Below are 15,966 nucleotides of genomic sequence, written 5' to 3' on the forward strand. Positions count from 1 at the left end.
TTTACAGACTGATAGCGCCCTTCTAGCATGTCTCCCATCGATGCAACTCAGCCACAGGAGCCATCCCATGAACATCGACCTCGGCGGACGCACCGCCATCATCAGCGGCTCGACCGGCGGCATTGGCCTGGCCATCGCCCGCGGCCTGGCCCGTGCCCATGCCGACGTGGTCATCGCCGGCCGTAGCGAGAAATCGGTGGATGCCGCCCTGGCCGAACTGCGCGCCCAGGGCGGGCGTGGCCAGGCACAGGGTGTTGTCGCCGACCTGGGCAGCGCCGCTGGCGCCGAAACCCTGTTCGCCGCCCACCCCAAGGCCGATATCCTGGTCAACAACCTCGGCATCTACGACAACGTCGACTTCTTCGAGGCAGCCGACAGCGAGTGGAGCCGCTTCTACGAAACCAATGTGCTGTCCGGCGTACGTCTGGCTCGCCACTACGCGCCGGGAATGGTGGAGAAAGGCTGGGGCAGAATTGTGTTCATTTCCTCGGAATCGGGCATCGCCATCCCCGCCGACATGATCAACTACGGCGTGACCAAGAGCGCCAATCTCGCCGTCTCTCACGGCCTGGCCAAGCGTCTGGCAGGTACCGGCGTCACCGTCAACGCGGTACTGCCGGGACCGACCCTGACCGACGGCGTCGCCACTATGGTCGCCGAGGCTGCCGAGGCTTCCGGGCGCAGCATTCGCGAAGAGGCAGACCACTTCGTGCGCACCGCCCGCCCGAGTTCAATCATCCAGCGCGTCGCCGAGGTCGACGAAGTCGCGCACCTGGTGGTCTACCTCGCCTCCCCTTACTCCTCCGCCACCACCGGCGCAGCGCTGCGAGTCGATGGCGGTGTGGTCGACAGCCTGGCCATCTGAATCCAGCGTGCATGAACACCGGGGTCGAACAGCGACCCCGGGGCATTATTGACTTCGATTCAATACACCTTTGCCCCAGACCGGCTGTTTCCCTGCGCCGCGCATCGCTAGCCTGCCCCTCCTGCTCCTACGAGGATTCCTTATGCACAACACCCATCGAGCCTGGGGCTGGACCCCGGGTGCCGGCCTGGACGGCCTGCAACTCATCGATAAACCCCTGCCGCAACCCGGGCCTGGCCAGGTGTTGGTGGCCAACCGCGCCATTGCCCTCAACCCGGTGGACTGGAAAATCTGTGAGTGGGGCCATGCCGACTGGCACCAGGGCACGGTTCCGGGCGTGGATGGCGCCGGCATCGTCGCCGCCGTCGGTGAAGGTGTCGACCTGCCGTTGGGTACGCGCATCGCCTATCACCAGTCGCTGTCCCGCGATGGCAGCTTCGCCGAGTACTGCCTGCTCGACGCCAGCCTGGTGATGCACATCCCGCACAACCTTGAAGCAGTTGCAGCCGCCGCCGTGCCCTGCCCCGCACTGACCGCCTGGCAGGCGCTGACCAAGGTCGCCAACGGCGCATCCCGCGATGTACTGGTGATCGGGGCTGGTGGCGCGGTCGGCTTCTACCTGGTCCAGCTCGCCGTGCAAAGCGGCCTGCGGGTATGGGCCACGGCGGGCGAAAAACATCATGCCCGCCTCAAGCAAGTCGGCGTGATCGGGGTGTTCGACTACCGCTCCGGCAACTGGCAGACACGCTTGCAGAGAGTCCTCGGCGAACGCCCGCTGCATGCCCTGTTCGACACCGTCAGCGGCGCGCATGCCGCAAGCCTGGCACACCTGCTGGGTTACAACGGCCACCTGGTATGCATCCAGGACCGCCAGGAAAGCACACCGCTGGCCGCTTTCAGCAGCGCAATCTCACTGCATGAAGTGGCGCTCAACAGCATCCATGCCCATGGCCGGCTGCTCGATCGACAGGCATTGAAAGTCGAGGGTGAGCGCTTGCTGCAAATGGTCGCCGATGGCCGATTGCTGGCGCCGGGGCGCCTGGACTTTGCCTTCGAAGCGCTACCGCAAGCGTTGCACCAGCTCAAGGACGGCAGTGCGTCCGGCAAGTGGGTGACGCGGCTGGATTGATCCGCCAGCTAGTATCCCCCCCAATTTGAGAGGGCCTTCATACGCGAAGCACAGGCAGCATTGGTCGTGCACACGATTGCACGATGGCAGGGACGGCGACATGGCGCACAAAACGCCCCTTGCACAGCGCCTTTTACAGATCGAGAGGGCATCATGAGAAACTTCACGGGCCGCGTAGCGGTGATTACTGGCGCAGCCTCCGGTTTCGGCAAGGCCTTTGCCGAGAAGGCTGCCACGCTCGGCATGAAACTGGTGCTGGCGGATATCCAGATTGAGGCGCTAGAGGCCACCGTCGCCGAACTGCGCGCACGCGGCGCTACAGTGATCGGTTTACCTACCGACGTCTCCCAGGCGGAGCAGATCCAGACCCTGGCCGACGCGGCACTGGCAGCGTTCGGTGCTGTGCACCTGATGTTCAATAATGCCGGCGTACTTGCCGGCGGCCTGGTGTGGGAGAACAGCGAGAAAGACTGGGACTGGGTAATCGGTGTGAACGTACGCAGCGTGATCCATGGGGTGCGCATCTTCACCCCGCTGATGCTGGCGGCAGCCGAACGTGACCCGGACTACGAAGGGCACATCATCAACACCGCCTCGATGGCAGGCTTGCTCAACGCCCCGACCTTGGGTGCCTACAACCTTACCAAACAGGCGGTGGTATCACTGAGCGAGACGCTCTATCACGATCTCGCTCTGGTATCCGAACACGTGCATTGCTCGGTGCTATGCCCGTTTTTCGTAGCCACGGGCATCAGTTTGTCCGCCCGACATCGTCCAGACGAGCTGGCCAATGCCAGTGCACCGACACGCTCACAGGCAATGGCGCAGGCACAAAACCAGAAAGCCACTGGCGCCGCCAAGGTGAGTGCCGAACAGATCGCGGAGTTGACCTTCGAGGCCATCAGCAATCGCCAGTTCTACATTTACTCGCATCCCCAGGCGATGCACTCCGTGCGCGAGCGTTTCGAGGCCATCGTCGAACAACGCAATCCGCCAGATCCCTATGCAGGCAAACCTGAGCTGCGTACGCAGTTGGTTGAATCGTTACGTACTTGAACTCCTGGGGTCCTCATATCCTGCGACTACTTACCGGGCGGTATCAAGAACCAACCTACCCCGCAAACGCCGCCCCATACTTTTAGCAATCGCCGCTTTCGCATCACTCAATGGGTACGCCTCTATGTCGACCCTAAGGCGCCCCTTCTCGAACAGTTCAGCGATCAGTGCAAGCTGCTGACCATCAGAACGGGTGGCGAAGTTTATCGGGGTCACGCCAAAGTCGTTGGCCAGCGACATGCTCGGCAGGCTCACCGGCGATACCAGCACACCGTTCTTTTTCAGCACCTTGAACGAACGGGTTTGGGTTTCACCGCCCACCAGATCCAGCACCACATCGATGCCGGAAACCAGCTCGTCGAATGCCTGGGTGGCGTAGTCGATGGTGTAATCGGCGCCGAGGTCTTTCAAATAGGCATGATTGTGTGCAGAGGCCGTGGCGTAGACTTCAGCGCCCAGGTATTTGGCGATCTGCACGGCCATGCTGCCGACGCCACCCGCGGCTGCGTGGATCAACACCTTCTGGCGCGGTTGCACGCCAGCGTGTTCGGTCAATGCCTGCCAGGCCGTCAACGCTGCTGCCGGAACCGCACCGGCCTGCAAGACGCTGAGCGAGCGCGGCTTCAACGCCAGTTTTGCGGCCGGGGCCACGGCTTTGGTCGCATAGCCGCCGATAATGTTGATAAAGCCAAACACTTCATCGCCGCTCTTGAACGCGCTGACGCCCTGCCCCACGGCAATCACGGTGCCGGCCACTTCAACGCCAGGGGTAAACGGCAGCGGCAAGGGGATGAATGCTTGCATGGCCCCTGAGAGGATCTTCCAGTCAATCGGGTTGACGCCGGCGCTGGCCACGTCGATCAGCACTTCACCCGCGCCGGCTACCGGGTCGGCGATGTCTTCCAGGGTTAAAACTTCAGGGCTGCCGTATTCGTACACACGTATGGCTTTCATGGAGATCTCGACTTTTTAAACCAAAGGGAGAAAGACAGTGCGCTGCGAGGCACCGGCCTTCGCAGCGCGGGGTATCAACGACGGCGGGCGTCGAGACTGAAGCGACCGGCACCAAAGGCCACGACGTGCAGCAGGCCACCGGCCATGGCGATGTTCTTGAAGAAGTGGATGAACTGGTTTTGATCACCCAGGGCGTTGTGGAACGCCAGTGCGGTAAACACGCTGAACGCCGCCAGTACCGCCGCAACGGCGCGGGTGCGATAACCGGCGACCAAGGCCAGGCCGCCACCAATCTCGACAATGATCGCCAGCGCCAGCGCCAGTTGCGGGAATGGCAGGCCCACGGAGCCGATGTAGCCGACCATCATTGCCGGAGCAGCCAGCTTGGAAAAACCGGAGAGAATGAAGATGGCGCTGAGCAGTACACGGCCAATCAACGAAGCCGAGGCTTGGGTCACCTCGGAAGCGCTCTTGTCGGTGGTGCTGGATTGAACGGTGTTGGCGGAAGCAGTCATAAGGTAAATCCTTCAGAACTTTGCGCGACTCACCACGAGTCGCTGCAGTGAAGAAAGCTTGCGCCTCACCCTCTCATCTGAATAGCCGACTAATTTAGATCATTAGATTCGAATAAATAGGCAAGTAGCCTTGCGTCCCCCTGTCGGCGCTTCACCTTTTCAGCACACCAAGCTGATGCAATCCGGTCATCCAGTCTTCCATGTGCCAGGTACGAACGATTTTGCCGTTTTTGAATTCATGGATATCCGTGGCCCTGATGTCGATTCGTTTACCGGTGGGCGCAACACCGACAAACACACCCGTCTGAATCCCGGAAATGCGCGAACGCACGATGACTTTGTCGCCGTCCTGCAGCACCTCTTCAATCTTGATGCTGAAGTCCGAGAACGTGCTGTGCAGATGATGTAGCACCTCCTTGGCCCCCTCAGAACCGGGAGCCTGGTCCGCAGCAGCGGGAATATCGATCCAGTCTTTGCCCACTATGCGCTCAAGCAGGCCGGGGTCGTTCTGGTCGAAAGCGCGATACCAGAGCTCGACGTCTCGTTTGTTCTGTTCGACCTGCCCGCCACTGGCCAACGCACTGACGCACACCAGGGCAACGCAAAGCGCAGCCCGCCAGTTTTTTATTGCCTTCATTTCAGTCTCCCTGAGGGAATGGTTGAAACCGTAAGTCGAGCGGGCAATCTAGACTGATGAGGCTTTTAGAAGTACCGGGATAATATTGACCATTACGTTCGAGGAAATAGGCATGATTTCTGATCCCGGAACACCCACGCTCGACCAACTGCGCGTGTTCCTCACCGTTGTCGAAGTCGGCAGTTTTGCCGCGGCGGCCAGAAAGCTGCATCGCGCCACCTCGGTCATCAGCTACTCGATTGCCAACCTGGAAATGCAGCTCGGCGTTGCCCTGTTTGACCGCCAGACAACCCGCAAACCCCGGCTCACCGACGCTGGCCGTACGGTGCTGGCCGAAGCCCGAACCATCGCCAACGGTGTGCTTGGGTTGCGCGCCAAAGTGAAGGGACTGCTGCAAGGGCTTGAAGCCGAAGTTCACGTGGTGCTCGATGTGATGCTGCCCCCGGAGCGCGTGGTCGATGCACTGAAATCCTTTCGCGAAGCATTCCCTACGGTTGCCCTGCACCTGCATATGGAAGCCCTCGGCGCGGTCACCGAGCTGGTGATCAACCGTGGCGCGGTCGTCGGTGTCAGTGGCCCCATGAACGAAGGCATCGACGGCATTGAAAGAATTGGCGTCGGCAGTGTGAAGTTGATTCCGGTGGCAGCTGCGCATCACCCACTGGCGTCAAGCGACGCGAATATGCCGGGCACCGCTCGAGAGTTCACCCAACTGGTGTTGTCCGATCGTTCAGTGCTGACCAAGGACAAGGATTTCGCCGTACTCAGCAACCGCACCTGGCGCCTGGCCGACCTGGGCGCCAAGCATATGCTGCTGCGTGAAGGCATCGGCTGGGGGAACATGCCCGCGCCGATGGTCCAGGAAGACCTGGAGAGCGGCCGGCTCGTGCAGTTGAACATCCCGGAATACCAAAGCGGCAAATATGACTTCGACGTCATCTACCGCACGGATTTACCACCGGGTCCCGCAGCACGGTGGTTGATCGACCGGTTTGTACAACAGGAGGCGATGCTTAATACCGCTACTTGAGGGCGCCACTGGATGAGGTGCTGGCTCACGTAGACAGCGCCCGGTCCTGCCGGACACTAACTTCTCCAAGTGCCTGACTAACCCAAGACAAACAGGTCCGCCTCCACATCCGCCTCACCATGCTTACGACCCTCCGCCGACGAGTCATAGACGACCAGCAACACCTCCCCACCCTGCCCGTCGGCATCGAACAGACACATGCCCTCAGCATGATCGTCGCCGTGCCCGAACGGCACCTCCAGCACCGTCTCCAATTGATCGGCAAACACCACGCATTCTTCGTCGGCGTTGAAGCCGCCGCGCCAGCGGAACACTGTTACCGGGCCGTCGAGGTCCATGGTCGGGCCGGCCAGGATCAGCAGATCGTCGCCGCTGCGGCACAGGTCACGCACGCCCAGGCCATGCAGGTCGAAGAAGTGCTTGCGGTAGTGGCGCCCGTGCGGGCCGATCTGTTTGAGCACCAGCGTGTCAGTCGAGCCGCGCTCAAGCTCAGGCTCGACCTCCAGCAGCACGCTCCAGCCGCGCAGCACCGGCCCGCGCAACCCCAACAACAGGCGCGAGCCGATGACCGCCAGGCCTTCGATGTCGAAACCGTTGTCTTTGCCCGGGATGCGCAGAAAGTCGCGTAGCTGCTCGTCTTTGCCAATTTCCGTGGTCAGGTCGTTGCCGAATTCGTTGCCATTGAGCTGCGCCGCCGTACGCCCATCGGCATCCACCTCGGCGGCGAGTACATAGCTGTCTTTTTGCTGTACCAGCGGAATGCGCGCCAGCAGAAAACGATTGCCGTCCACCACTACCGTCGATAGCCGCTTGATGTTCTTCTGCGCCGACTTGTCGGCCTCGGCCTTCCTGCGCTTGAGGCTATGCGAGCCCACCACCCAGAGGTAGCCACTGTCCGGGGCATGGGCCACCCCCTCGATATCGATCTCGGCATCAGCCTCCTCCAGGGGCAGGTCCAGGTACTTACCGAGCGCGAACGATTTATGCTCGTCGCACCTCACCTGGTCACCTGGCGCAGCGTTGTGGATAGTCAGGCGTTCCAGGTGGGTGGTTTCGTCGTTGGCGACCCAGAGTGTGCCGCCGATCTGCAGGGCGACCGAAAGGCCATCGCGCAACGATGCCAGGGCCGGATCAAAGCGCAGCATCACCGCATTGCTTCGCTCGCTCATGAGCGCTCTCCTGTGTTGTCGGGAAGGGTGCGAGGGATGTTGTCGAGGCTAGTGGCTGCCCGTCGACAATCAAGGCTATCGCTATTCCTTTTCTTCACAGGGGCTAGAGCGCTCAAGCATAACTTCAGCGGCGGCCGGGCAACCTCAGTAAATCCCCCTGTAGATGCCCTCCACCTGCGCTTCGTTCATGTCCCTGGGGTTACTGTCGATCAAGCGTTGCAAGCCGTTCACCACGTCCGCCGCCATCGCCGGAATCGATGCTTCATCGATGCCCAGCCTGGACAAGCGCGTTTCCAGCCCGCTATCGCGCACCAACGCTTCGATGGCCTGAACGAACGCCAGTGCTGCGCTGGATTCGTCGGCAAACACCGCCTCCGGCAACAGATGCGCGGCCAGTTCGGCGTAGTGCTGTTGGGCCGCCGGCAGGTTAAAACGCAGCATCGGCGCCATCACCAGGGCATTGGCATGGCCGTGCGGAATGTGAAAGCGCGCGCCCAACGGATACGCCAGGCCATGAATCGCCGCCACCGAAGCATTGACGAAGGCCATCCCGGCCATCAACGAGCCCTGCAGCATCGCCGAGCGCGCGGCGACGTCGCTGCCGTCGGCCAGCACCTTGCGCAGATTGCCACCGAGCAGGCGCAGCGCTGTGGTGGCCAGGCCGTCGGAGATGGGGTTCTTGCGCGTACGGCTGGTGTAGGCCTCGATGGCATGGACCATGGCATCCAGGCCGGTCGCCGCGGTGACCCCGGCGGGCAGGCCGAGGGTCAGTTCCGGGTCGAGCACCGCCACGTCGGGCATCAGTTGCGCCGAGTACACCGCCTGTTTGCGCTGTTGGGCATCAGTGATTACCGAGACCCAGGTGACTTCCGAACCGGTCCCTGCCGTGGTCGGCATCAGCACCAGCGGCAGGCGCTGGCCGCATGCCTTGTCGGTACCGTAGAGGTCTTGCAGCGGCTGTTCGCTGTTGATCAGCAATGCCACCAGCTTGGCCGCATCCAGCGAGCTGCCGCCGCCCAGTCCGAGTACGCCATCGGCCTCGAAGGCGCGGCCGTGGCTGACCGCCTGCTCGACCACCGCAGCGGGCGGATCCGCCACTACCTGGTCGAACACAGCCACGCTGCAGCCCGCCGCTTCCAGCACCGCGCAGGCCTTGCTGGCGAAGCCGAGCTTGACGATGCCGGGGTCGCAGACCAGCAGCACACGGCGCACACCCAGCCCGCTGAAGACCTCGCCGATGCCCTGCAAGGCACCCGCCGCGCAGACAATACGCGGAACACTTCTGAACTCGTGATTCATGACTATCTCCTCACAGCACCGAGGCATACAGGGCGCGGGCGTCTTCGCGAGTGACCGGGCGCGGGTTGTTGATCAGCAGGCGCTCGACCTTCATGGCGTCGTCGCTCAGGCGATCGAGGTCCGCTTCGGTCACACCCACCTCCCCCAGGCGCTGGGCGAACGGCATGCGCTCCACCAGCGCGGTCATGAAGGCGATGAAGGCATCGCAGGCTTGCGCCGGAGTATCGAAGCGCTGGCCGGGCAGCACCGTTGGCGCCAGTTCCGCGTAAAGCTTTTCCGCCACGCTGCGGTTGAAATTCAGCACCGGCACCAACACCAACGCGTTGCTCAGACCGTGGGGGACATGGAAGTGCCCACCCAGCGGATACGCCAGCGCGTGCACCGCCGCCACCGGCGCGTTGGCAAAGGCCATGCCGGCCAGCATCGAGCCGAGCAGCATGTCCGAACGCGCTTGCAGATCACCCGGCTCGGCCAGCACGCGGTCAAGGTTGCCACCCAACAGACGCAACGCCTGCAGGGCCAGGCCGTCGGACAGCACGTTCTTCTTGTGCTTGCTGGTGTAAGCCTCAATGGCATGGACCATGGCATCGACGCCGGTCATCGCACTCACCGCTGCGGGCAGGCCGACGGTCAGGCGCGCATCGAGCAAGGCGATATCCGGATAGAGCAAGGCGCTGACCACGCCCTTCTTCTCGTGACTGGGGGTGGTGACGATGGCCACGGCGGTGACTTCCGAACCGGTACCGGCGGTGGTCGGCACCTGGATCAGCGGCAAGCGCGGGCCCTTGGCCAGATTGATGCCGTAGATATCCCCTAGTGCCTGTTCATAGCCGCAGAGCAGCGCCACCAGTTTTGCGGTGTCCAGCGAGCTGCCGCCGCCCAGGCCGATCACTGCCTGGGCCCGGCAGTTGCGCCCCGCCGCCACCGCGTCGAGCACCGAGGCTTCGGGCGGATCGGCCTGCACGTCGCTGTACAGGGTCACCTCGACCCCGGCCTCGCGCAGCGCCTGCATCGGCGCCTCCAGCAGGCCGGCGCGTTGCAGGCCGGGATCGCTGACCAGCAGCACGCGCTCGGCACCGAGCTCGCGGCACAGGGCGCCGAGGCGCAAGGCGCCATCGACTTCGCAGATCACCCGCGGTGTGGTTTCAAAAGTAAAGTTCGACATGGCTGGTTATCCTGCTCGCACGCTGCCGCGCTCGATGCGGTACAGCGCATCGACCAGGTCAGCGGAATGGGTGTCATCGGATTCAGAAATCAGCACGCACAGGCCTTCCTGTCCGAGCTGGGCGATCACTTCGCTGAGGCGCCGCGACAGCACCGGCGCCACGCCCTCGAACGGCTCGTCGAGGATCAACAGGCGATTGCCCGGCATCAGCGCCCGCGCCAGGGCCACCAGCTTCTGCTGGCCGCCGGACAACTGCATGGCACGGCGGTCGCGGAACTGGGCGATTTCAGGGATCAGGCTGTACACCCACTGCAGGCGCTCGGCGCTGCCCGGCAGTTTGTTGGCCCACACCGGCAGCAGAATGTTCTCCTCCACGGTCAGTGCCGGAATCAATCGGCGGTCTTCCGGCAGGTAGCTGATGCCCGTCGCCGCGCGCTGGTGACCCGGCTGTGCGCACAGGTCGTTGCCGGCAAAGCGAATCGAACCTGAAGTAGCGTCGAGCAGGCCCATCAGCGTGCGGATCAGCGTGGTCTTGCCAGCGCCGTTGTGGCCAATCAGGCCGACCATCTGCCCGGCACCGACGTCCAGCGAAACGTTGTGCAGGATCGGCACCGATTCGATGGCCACGTTGAGGTTGCGAATTTCCAGGCTCATGCGGTTGCCCCCTTGTGTGCCCGCTGACCACCGGTGACCAGTTCCTGGACCCGGACGTTGGCCAATACCGTTTGCGGCGGGCCGTCGGCCAGCACTTCGCCGCTGTAGAACGCGAGGATCCGCGAGACGTAGCGGCGCACCACGTCCATGTCGTGCTCGACGAACAGCACCGTCACCTGATGCCGCGACACCACCTGCATCACGGTGTCCATCAACTGGGTCTTTTCTTCGGCGCTGACGCCGCTGGTGGGCTCGTCGAGCAGGAGCATTTGCGGGTCGCCGATCAGCGCCATGGCGATGTCGATCAGCTTGCGTACGCCTTGCGGCACGGCGGTGACCTTGTTGTCGTGCCAGGAAAGGATGCTGAACTCGCTGAGAATCGCCTCGGCGCGGGCGATCCGCGCATCATTGCGCAGCGGCCGCAGCAGCGACGGAAACGGCGATTCCGCGGCGGCCAGGGCAATCAGCAGGTTGTCCAGCACCGTCAGCTCGGGGAACAACTGGGCGACCTGGAACGAGCGGGCCATGCCGGCGCGGGTGATCGCCCGCGGCGTGCGGCCGAGGATCGACTGACCGTTGAAGAGAATTTCGCCACGGCTGGGTTTGAGGTAGCCGGTGACCATGTTGATGAAGGTGGTCTTGCCGGCGCCATTGGAGCCTATCACCCCCACCACTTCGCCCTTGCTGATGCTGACGTTGACGTTCTTGGCGGCGCTGACCGCGCCGAATTCCTTGTACAGCCCACGGGTTTCGAGAATGCAGCTCATGCCTTGGCCTCCACTGCCTTGGCCGCGCGGGCCTGACCACTGAACAGGCTCCACAGGCCCTTGGGTAGAAAGACGATGATCGCCAGCAAGGTGATGCCGAGAATCATCTGCCAGCTGTGCGGCACCAGCTCGATGGCGTAGGTGCGCACCACGGCGAACAGGATCGCGGCGATGATCGGCGCCGCCACATGGGCGGTACCGCCAAGCAAGGCGATGAAGACGAACTCGCCGGAGGTAATCCAGTAGGCCATCTCCGGGTCGATATGCCCGGCCGACAAGGCCATGAAGCCGCCACCCAGCGCCGACACGCCGGCAGCGGCAACGTAGTTCATGTACAGCACCCAGCGCGGCGACTGGCCGAGGTACTCGACCCGCACTTCGTTCTCGCGGATCGCCTCGCACATCGCCCCGGCGCTGCTGCGGCCATAGCGGTGCAGCAACACCGCCAGCACTGCGGACACAGCGACAATGATGACGAACAGCGCCAGCGGCCCCTGACCTGCGGCCGGGCTCCAGCCGAACAGGGTCCAGGCCTTGACGTTGAAGCCGTCGGTGCTGCCCAGGGCCGGGCTTTTCACCAGCATGCCGTAGAGGATCATCGAGAACGCCAGCGACAGCATGGCGAAGAAGATCTCGCGGTAGCGGGTCATCAGCAGGCCGAGCATCATCGCCAGCGCTACCGCAGCGGCAACGCCGATCAGCAGCAGGGTCGGCAGGTCGCTGATGTTCAGGAAGTGCCCGCTCATGCCCACGGCGTAGCCACCGATGCAGAAGTACAGGCCCTGGCCGAAGGTCACCAGGCCCGCGCGCATCTGCATCACCACGCCTTGCACCACCATCGACTTGGCCAGCGCCATGGTCAGCAGGAACACCAGCCACTGCGGTGCAATCAAGCCGCTGGCGGCGAGCACGACGGCGACGCCGAGCAGAATCAGTTCGGTTTTATCCAGGCGCATCAGATTTTCCTCGCAAGCACGCGGCCGAACAGGCCCTGCGGACGTACCGCGAGAACCAGCGCCATCACGCCATAGATCACAAAGAGTTCGAATTGCGGCGCGTAGTGCACCGCCGCCGCGCGGCTCAGGCCGACCAGCAAGGCACCGAGGGCGGCGCCTTCGATACTGCCCATACCGCCGATCACCACCACGGCGAACGCCAGCACGATGATTTCCACACCGATACCCGGCGCCACGGAAATCGCCGGAGCGGTCAGCGCGCCGGCCAGGGTGCCGAGCACCGTGCCGAGCACGAACACCAGGGTGAACACCCGGCGCACGTTGACGCCCATGGCCAGGGCCACTTCGCGGTCATGGATCACCGCCCGCAGCACCTTGCCCTGATGGGTGCGCTCCAGCCACAGCCACAAGCCCAGGCCAAGCACCAGCGACACGCCGACCAGCATCAGGTCGTAGTTGGAAACCTTCAGCCCGGCCAGCACGCTGCGGCCCATCTCGGCATAAGGTTGATAGGCGAAGTACGGGTTGACGCCCCAGATCATCTTCATCGCGTCTTCGAGGATCAGCAGCAAGGCGTAGGTGATGATCACCATCAGCACTTCATCGCGGCCGTACATGAAGCGCAGCAGCCCGCGTTCGATCAACAAACCGACCACCAATCCTGCGGCCAGCGCGCAGCCGAGCATCATCAGGTAGCCGACCCACACCGGCCCTACCCCGTTGTTGAAATACCAGCCCACCAGCGAGGCGGCGGCATAGGCGCCGATCGCATAGAAACTGCCATGAGCCATGTTCAGAATGCGCATGACACCGTAGATGACGGTGAGCCCCGCCGCGACCAGAAACAGCCACGAGGCATAGATGGCGCCGTCGATCAGCACCGCGTAAACACTCAGCATAAGGTTCTACCTTGGCAAGAGTGGCGGCCGGCAGCGGCCGCCACGATCAGTCAGGTGTGCAACGCGATCAGTTGCACTGCGCGCCAGGGAAGCCGGCCTTGATCCAGTCGTGGGCGCTGGTGCCGTCAGGCGGGGTCACGCACTCACCGGCGAAGGCGATAACGTTCTGCACGCTGCCCTTCTTGCTGGCCGCGTCGTAGTGGTACTCACCGTAGGCGATGCCCTGCATGGCCTGGTGACCACCGGCGCGGGCCATCTGCACAGTGCCGGAGACCGATTCGAACGTAGCGCCCTTGAAGGCCTTGGCCATTTCCAGCGGTGCCGGGATCTTGCCGGCTTCGGCCTTGGCGTTTTCCGCGGCGAATTTCAGGCCGAGGATGGCCTGGGCCATCTTGCTCGCCGGGTAGGTCGGCGCAGCTTTGTAGGCCGACTGATAGGCCTGGGTGAACCAGTTGTTCAGGGCGTTCTCGGGGGCGAAGGCACCGAACGGACCGCGACCGCCGATGATCATGCCGTTGGGGGCCTGGTCCTTGTAGCGCGCCAGCGCCGACTCGCCGCAAGTCAGTACGGCGGTAGCGTCTTCGAGCAAGCCGCGGGAGTTGGCCTGCAGCACCAGCGCCTCCATATCGCCGCCCCAGAAGCTGGAGTGGATGATGTCCGGGCGCTTGACCGACAACGCCGAGATTTCCGCGCCGTACTGGCCCTGGAAGACTTTAGGCATCTGCGATTCGACCACCTGGCTCTTGGGCATGATCTGCGCCATGGACAGGGTGAAGTCGTTCCAGCTGTCCTGGCCCCAGGCGTAGTTCTGCTGGATGCCGCCGACGCGCACCGCGTCCGGACGGGTCTTGGCCAGGTAACGGGCGGCGCCGATGTTGTCCACGGCCGCGTCGAGGCTGGTACGGAAGACGTACTGCGGGGTCTTGTCTTCGCTGAACAGTTGCGAGGTGCCGCAATCGTAGAACACCGTCATCGCCCCCAGCTCTTCGGCCACCGGCGCAATCGCCAGGCAGTCGCCGGACGAGATGTAGCCGACTACGGCATCGACCTTCTGCCGTTGCACCAGGTTGCGGAACTCTTCCACCTGCTTGGCGGCACCGCCGGCCTCGTCGATGATCACCATCTCGATCTCGGCGCCGTTGATGCCGAGCTTGTCGTAGGGCGCGGGCAGCTTGCCCTGGTTGAGGCCTTCCACCAGGACCTTGGCGGCATTGGCCGACGGCTCGCCGAACGGACCGGCTGCCGGACCGGACAGAAAGGTCACCACGCCGATACGGAACTTGCCGTTCTCAGCGGCCACTGCGGCGCCGGTAAACGCGGTGGTGATCCCTGCCGTGGCGATTGCCAGGGCCAGGGGCAGTGCTTTGCGGTAGTGCGGGACGCTTTTCTTATAGTTGTTCATGGTCGATTCCATTACGGGTTACTGAAGCTACGGGGCATGCCCCTCGGGATTACGGATTGGCGTGGCTTGCCGGCGTGCGCGCACGGCCGGGTCGGGCAACAGGTCCTGGGCGGAATACACCGACCATTCGCCGAGCATCAGTCGCGCTGGCGGGTAGTCGTCGTTGCGCACCGGGGTGCCGACGGCCTGGGTCTGCTGGATCTGGTGGGTCAGCGGGTCGATGCGCGAGACGAAGCCCGGCGGATCTTCCGGCAAGGCGATCTCCAGCCCTTCGAGGGCGCTGACCAGTGATTCGGTATCGGTGGCGCCACCGGCCTTCTGACTGGCCCTGGCCAGCACCATCACGCCGGTGTAGGCACCTTCGGCGGCGTAGGTCGGGTAGCGCCCGGTCAGGGTGTGGAAGCGTTCGACAAAGGATTTGTTGCGCGGCGTCTGTGGCCAGTTGTTGTTGTGTCGCGCCGAAAGGATCAGGCCCGGCGGTGCCTTGTCGCCAAGGGAGACGAGGAAGTCATAGTTGCCACCGGTATCGAAGTTGGCCAGCCGCGAGGTCTCGAACAACCGGGTGCCAGCAGCCTGCTTGACGAAGGCGTGGAAATCGCCACCCCACAGCGCCGAAACGATGATGTCCGGCTTGGCCTGTTCCAGCGCAGCGATATAGGCCGAGTAGTCCGGCTCGTACAGGCGCGGCCAGAGCTCGGTAACGTCCTCGAACTTCACGCCCAGCTGACGCAGCGCTTCGTGCAGGTCGTCGCGCGAGACATGACCGTATTCGTAATCGGGGCCAATGAAGGCCAGACGCTTCCAGCCGGTTCTGGCTTGCAGCGCCTTGAGGTAATGCGCCCCGGCAGCCATCGACGTCCAGGTGTCATTGGTAACGCGGAAGTAATAGCGGTGGCCGCTTTCCAGGGTCATGCGTGACGAGGCATGGTCGGTGCCGATCATCAGCACCTTTTCTTCCTTGGCCAGTTGACTCACGGCCATCGCCACCCCGGACGAGACCATGCCGCACAACACCTGCACGCCGTCCTTACGTATGAAGGACCGGGCCAGGCTGGTGCCGTAGGAAGCCTTGGACTGGTCGTCGTCGATGATCACCCGCATCCGTGGCACCTGCTGCCCGGCTTCGCGCTCGGCCTGCAGCTCGCTCAACGCCACCTGGATGCCGGCGATGCTGTCCTGGCCATAGATCGCTGCCCGCTCGGTCATCGGGTACAGGCAACCGAGGGTCAGGTCGGCCTGCGCGGCAGCCGCGCCCAGCTCGACGCGCCCGGCCTGCGCAGTACCGGCGTGAGCCAGCAGCAGGCCGCTCAAGGCGACGGCGGTGGTCAGATGAGAAAACGGCAGTTGCATAAAATCCCTTGGGGCGTTCGGGGACGCCTCTTGTCGGTTAGCGGAATGGGTTATCGCAAAGGCTGTGCCAGCCTTTGACTTACGTTGCATGAGATATCAGCAAAGCGCTCTGGAACAAG

Annotated in this window: 16 protein-coding genes; 4 read left to right on the forward strand and 12 right to left on the reverse strand. The window is 63.4% G+C overall.

What is annotated here, in order from left to right; translation table 11 throughout:
* The first annotated feature begins 67 nt into the window (after positions 1-67).
* From ACO6VD_RS12755 to ACO6VD_RS12765, 3 genes are all read left to right on the forward strand, one after another.
* A complete protein-coding gene (locus ACO6VD_RS12755) occupies positions 68-865 on the forward strand; it encodes an SDR family NAD(P)-dependent oxidoreductase (RefSeq protein WP_422419495.1) in 798 nt (265 codons plus the stop codon).
* Positions 866-1,007: 142 nt separating this feature from the next.
* Entirely contained in the window at positions 1,008-1,994 is a 987-nt protein-coding gene (locus ACO6VD_RS12760; protein WP_422419497.1) for a zinc-binding dehydrogenase, read from the forward strand.
* A gap of 153 nt (positions 1,995-2,147) precedes the next feature.
* Positions 2,148-3,050, forward strand: coding sequence for an SDR family oxidoreductase (locus ACO6VD_RS12765; RefSeq protein ID WP_422419499.1), 903 nt, complete (start codon positions 2,148-2,150; stop codon positions 3,048-3,050).
* Positions 3,051-3,080: 30 nt separating this feature from the next.
* On the opposite strand, the gene ACO6VD_RS12770 is transcribed toward ACO6VD_RS12765, so the two are convergent.
* The 3 genes from ACO6VD_RS12770 to ACO6VD_RS12780 all read right to left on the reverse strand — a co-directional run bounded on the left by ACO6VD_RS12770 (position 3,081) and on the right by ACO6VD_RS12780 (position 5,156).
* A complete protein-coding gene (locus ACO6VD_RS12770; protein ID WP_422419501.1) occupies positions 3,081-4,004 on the reverse strand; it encodes an NADP-dependent oxidoreductase in 924 nt (307 codons plus the stop codon).
* A 74-nt stretch (positions 4,005-4,078) separates the two neighbouring features.
* Complete coding sequence (locus tag ACO6VD_RS12775) at positions 4,079-4,519, reverse strand: DoxX family protein (RefSeq protein ID WP_422419503.1); 441 nt, start codon at positions 4,517-4,519, stop codon at positions 4,079-4,081.
* A 151-nt stretch (positions 4,520-4,670) separates the two neighbouring features.
* Positions 4,671-5,156 carry an ester cyclase gene (locus ACO6VD_RS12780; RefSeq protein ID WP_422419505.1) on the reverse strand — a complete coding sequence of 162 codons (486 nt, stop codon included), beginning with the start codon at positions 5,154-5,156 and terminating at the stop codon, positions 4,671-4,673.
* 112 nt (positions 5,157-5,268) lie between these two features.
* Between ACO6VD_RS12780 and ACO6VD_RS12785 the strand changes: the two genes are divergently transcribed.
* A complete protein-coding gene (locus ACO6VD_RS12785; RefSeq protein ID WP_422419507.1) occupies positions 5,269-6,186 on the forward strand; it encodes a LysR family transcriptional regulator in 918 nt (305 codons plus the stop codon).
* Positions 6,187-6,263: 77 nt separating this feature from the next.
* On the opposite strand, the gene ACO6VD_RS12790 is transcribed toward ACO6VD_RS12785, so the two are convergent.
* The 9 genes from ACO6VD_RS12790 to ACO6VD_RS12830 all read right to left on the reverse strand — a co-directional run bounded on the left by ACO6VD_RS12790 (position 6,264) and on the right by ACO6VD_RS12830 (position 15,847).
* Positions 6,264-7,355, reverse strand: a complete 1,092-nt coding sequence (locus ACO6VD_RS12790; protein WP_422419508.1) for a DUF3616 domain-containing protein — start codon at positions 7,353-7,355, stop codon at positions 6,264-6,266.
* Between the two features lie 144 nt (positions 7,356-7,499).
* Positions 7,500-8,654, reverse strand: a complete 1,155-nt coding sequence (locus ACO6VD_RS12795) for an iron-containing alcohol dehydrogenase (protein ID WP_422419510.1) — start codon at positions 8,652-8,654, stop codon at positions 7,500-7,502.
* Positions 8,655-8,664: 10 nt separating this feature from the next.
* The gene (locus tag ACO6VD_RS12800) at positions 8,665-9,819 is read right to left on the reverse strand and encodes an iron-containing alcohol dehydrogenase (protein WP_422419512.1); all 1,155 of its coding nucleotides are present in this window, start codon (positions 9,817-9,819) and stop codon (positions 8,665-8,667) included.
* Positions 9,820-9,825: 6 nt separating this feature from the next.
* A complete protein-coding gene (locus tag ACO6VD_RS12805) occupies positions 9,826-10,473 on the reverse strand; it encodes an ATP-binding cassette domain-containing protein (protein ID WP_422419514.1) in 648 nt (215 codons plus the stop codon).
* Positions 10,470-11,240 carry an ABC transporter ATP-binding protein gene (locus ACO6VD_RS12810; RefSeq protein ID WP_422419516.1) on the reverse strand — a complete coding sequence of 257 codons (771 nt, stop codon included), beginning with the start codon at positions 11,238-11,240 and terminating at the stop codon, positions 10,470-10,472. Before ACO6VD_RS12810 ends, ACO6VD_RS12805 begins: the two co-directional genes overlap by 4 nt.
* Positions 11,237-12,196, reverse strand: coding sequence for a branched-chain amino acid ABC transporter permease (locus ACO6VD_RS12815; RefSeq protein WP_422419518.1), 960 nt, complete (start codon positions 12,194-12,196; stop codon positions 11,237-11,239). The genes ACO6VD_RS12810 and ACO6VD_RS12815 overlap by 4 nt, the downstream gene beginning before the upstream one ends.
* Positions 12,196-13,095: a branched-chain amino acid ABC transporter permease gene (locus ACO6VD_RS12820; RefSeq protein WP_422419520.1), complete on the reverse strand. Its 900-nt coding sequence runs from the start codon at positions 13,093-13,095 to the stop codon at positions 12,196-12,198. The genes ACO6VD_RS12815 and ACO6VD_RS12820 overlap by 1 nt, the downstream gene beginning before the upstream one ends.
* A gap of 67 nt (positions 13,096-13,162) precedes the next feature.
* The gene (locus ACO6VD_RS12825) at positions 13,163-14,497 is read right to left on the reverse strand and encodes an ABC transporter substrate-binding protein (RefSeq protein ID WP_422419522.1); all 1,335 of its coding nucleotides are present in this window, start codon (positions 14,495-14,497) and stop codon (positions 13,163-13,165) included.
* Positions 14,498-14,524: 27 nt separating this feature from the next.
* Positions 14,525-15,847 (reverse strand): ABC transporter substrate-binding protein, encoded by a 1,323-nt coding sequence (locus tag ACO6VD_RS12830; protein ID WP_422419524.1) that lies wholly within the window; start codon positions 15,845-15,847, stop codon positions 14,525-14,527.
* Positions 15,848-15,966 lie beyond the last annotated feature (119 nt).

Origin of the sequence: Pseudomonas sp. GZD-222 (assembly GCF_049310525.1) — a bacterium.
Lineage (GTDB): Bacteria > Pseudomonadota > Gammaproteobacteria > Pseudomonadales > Pseudomonadaceae > Aquipseudomonas.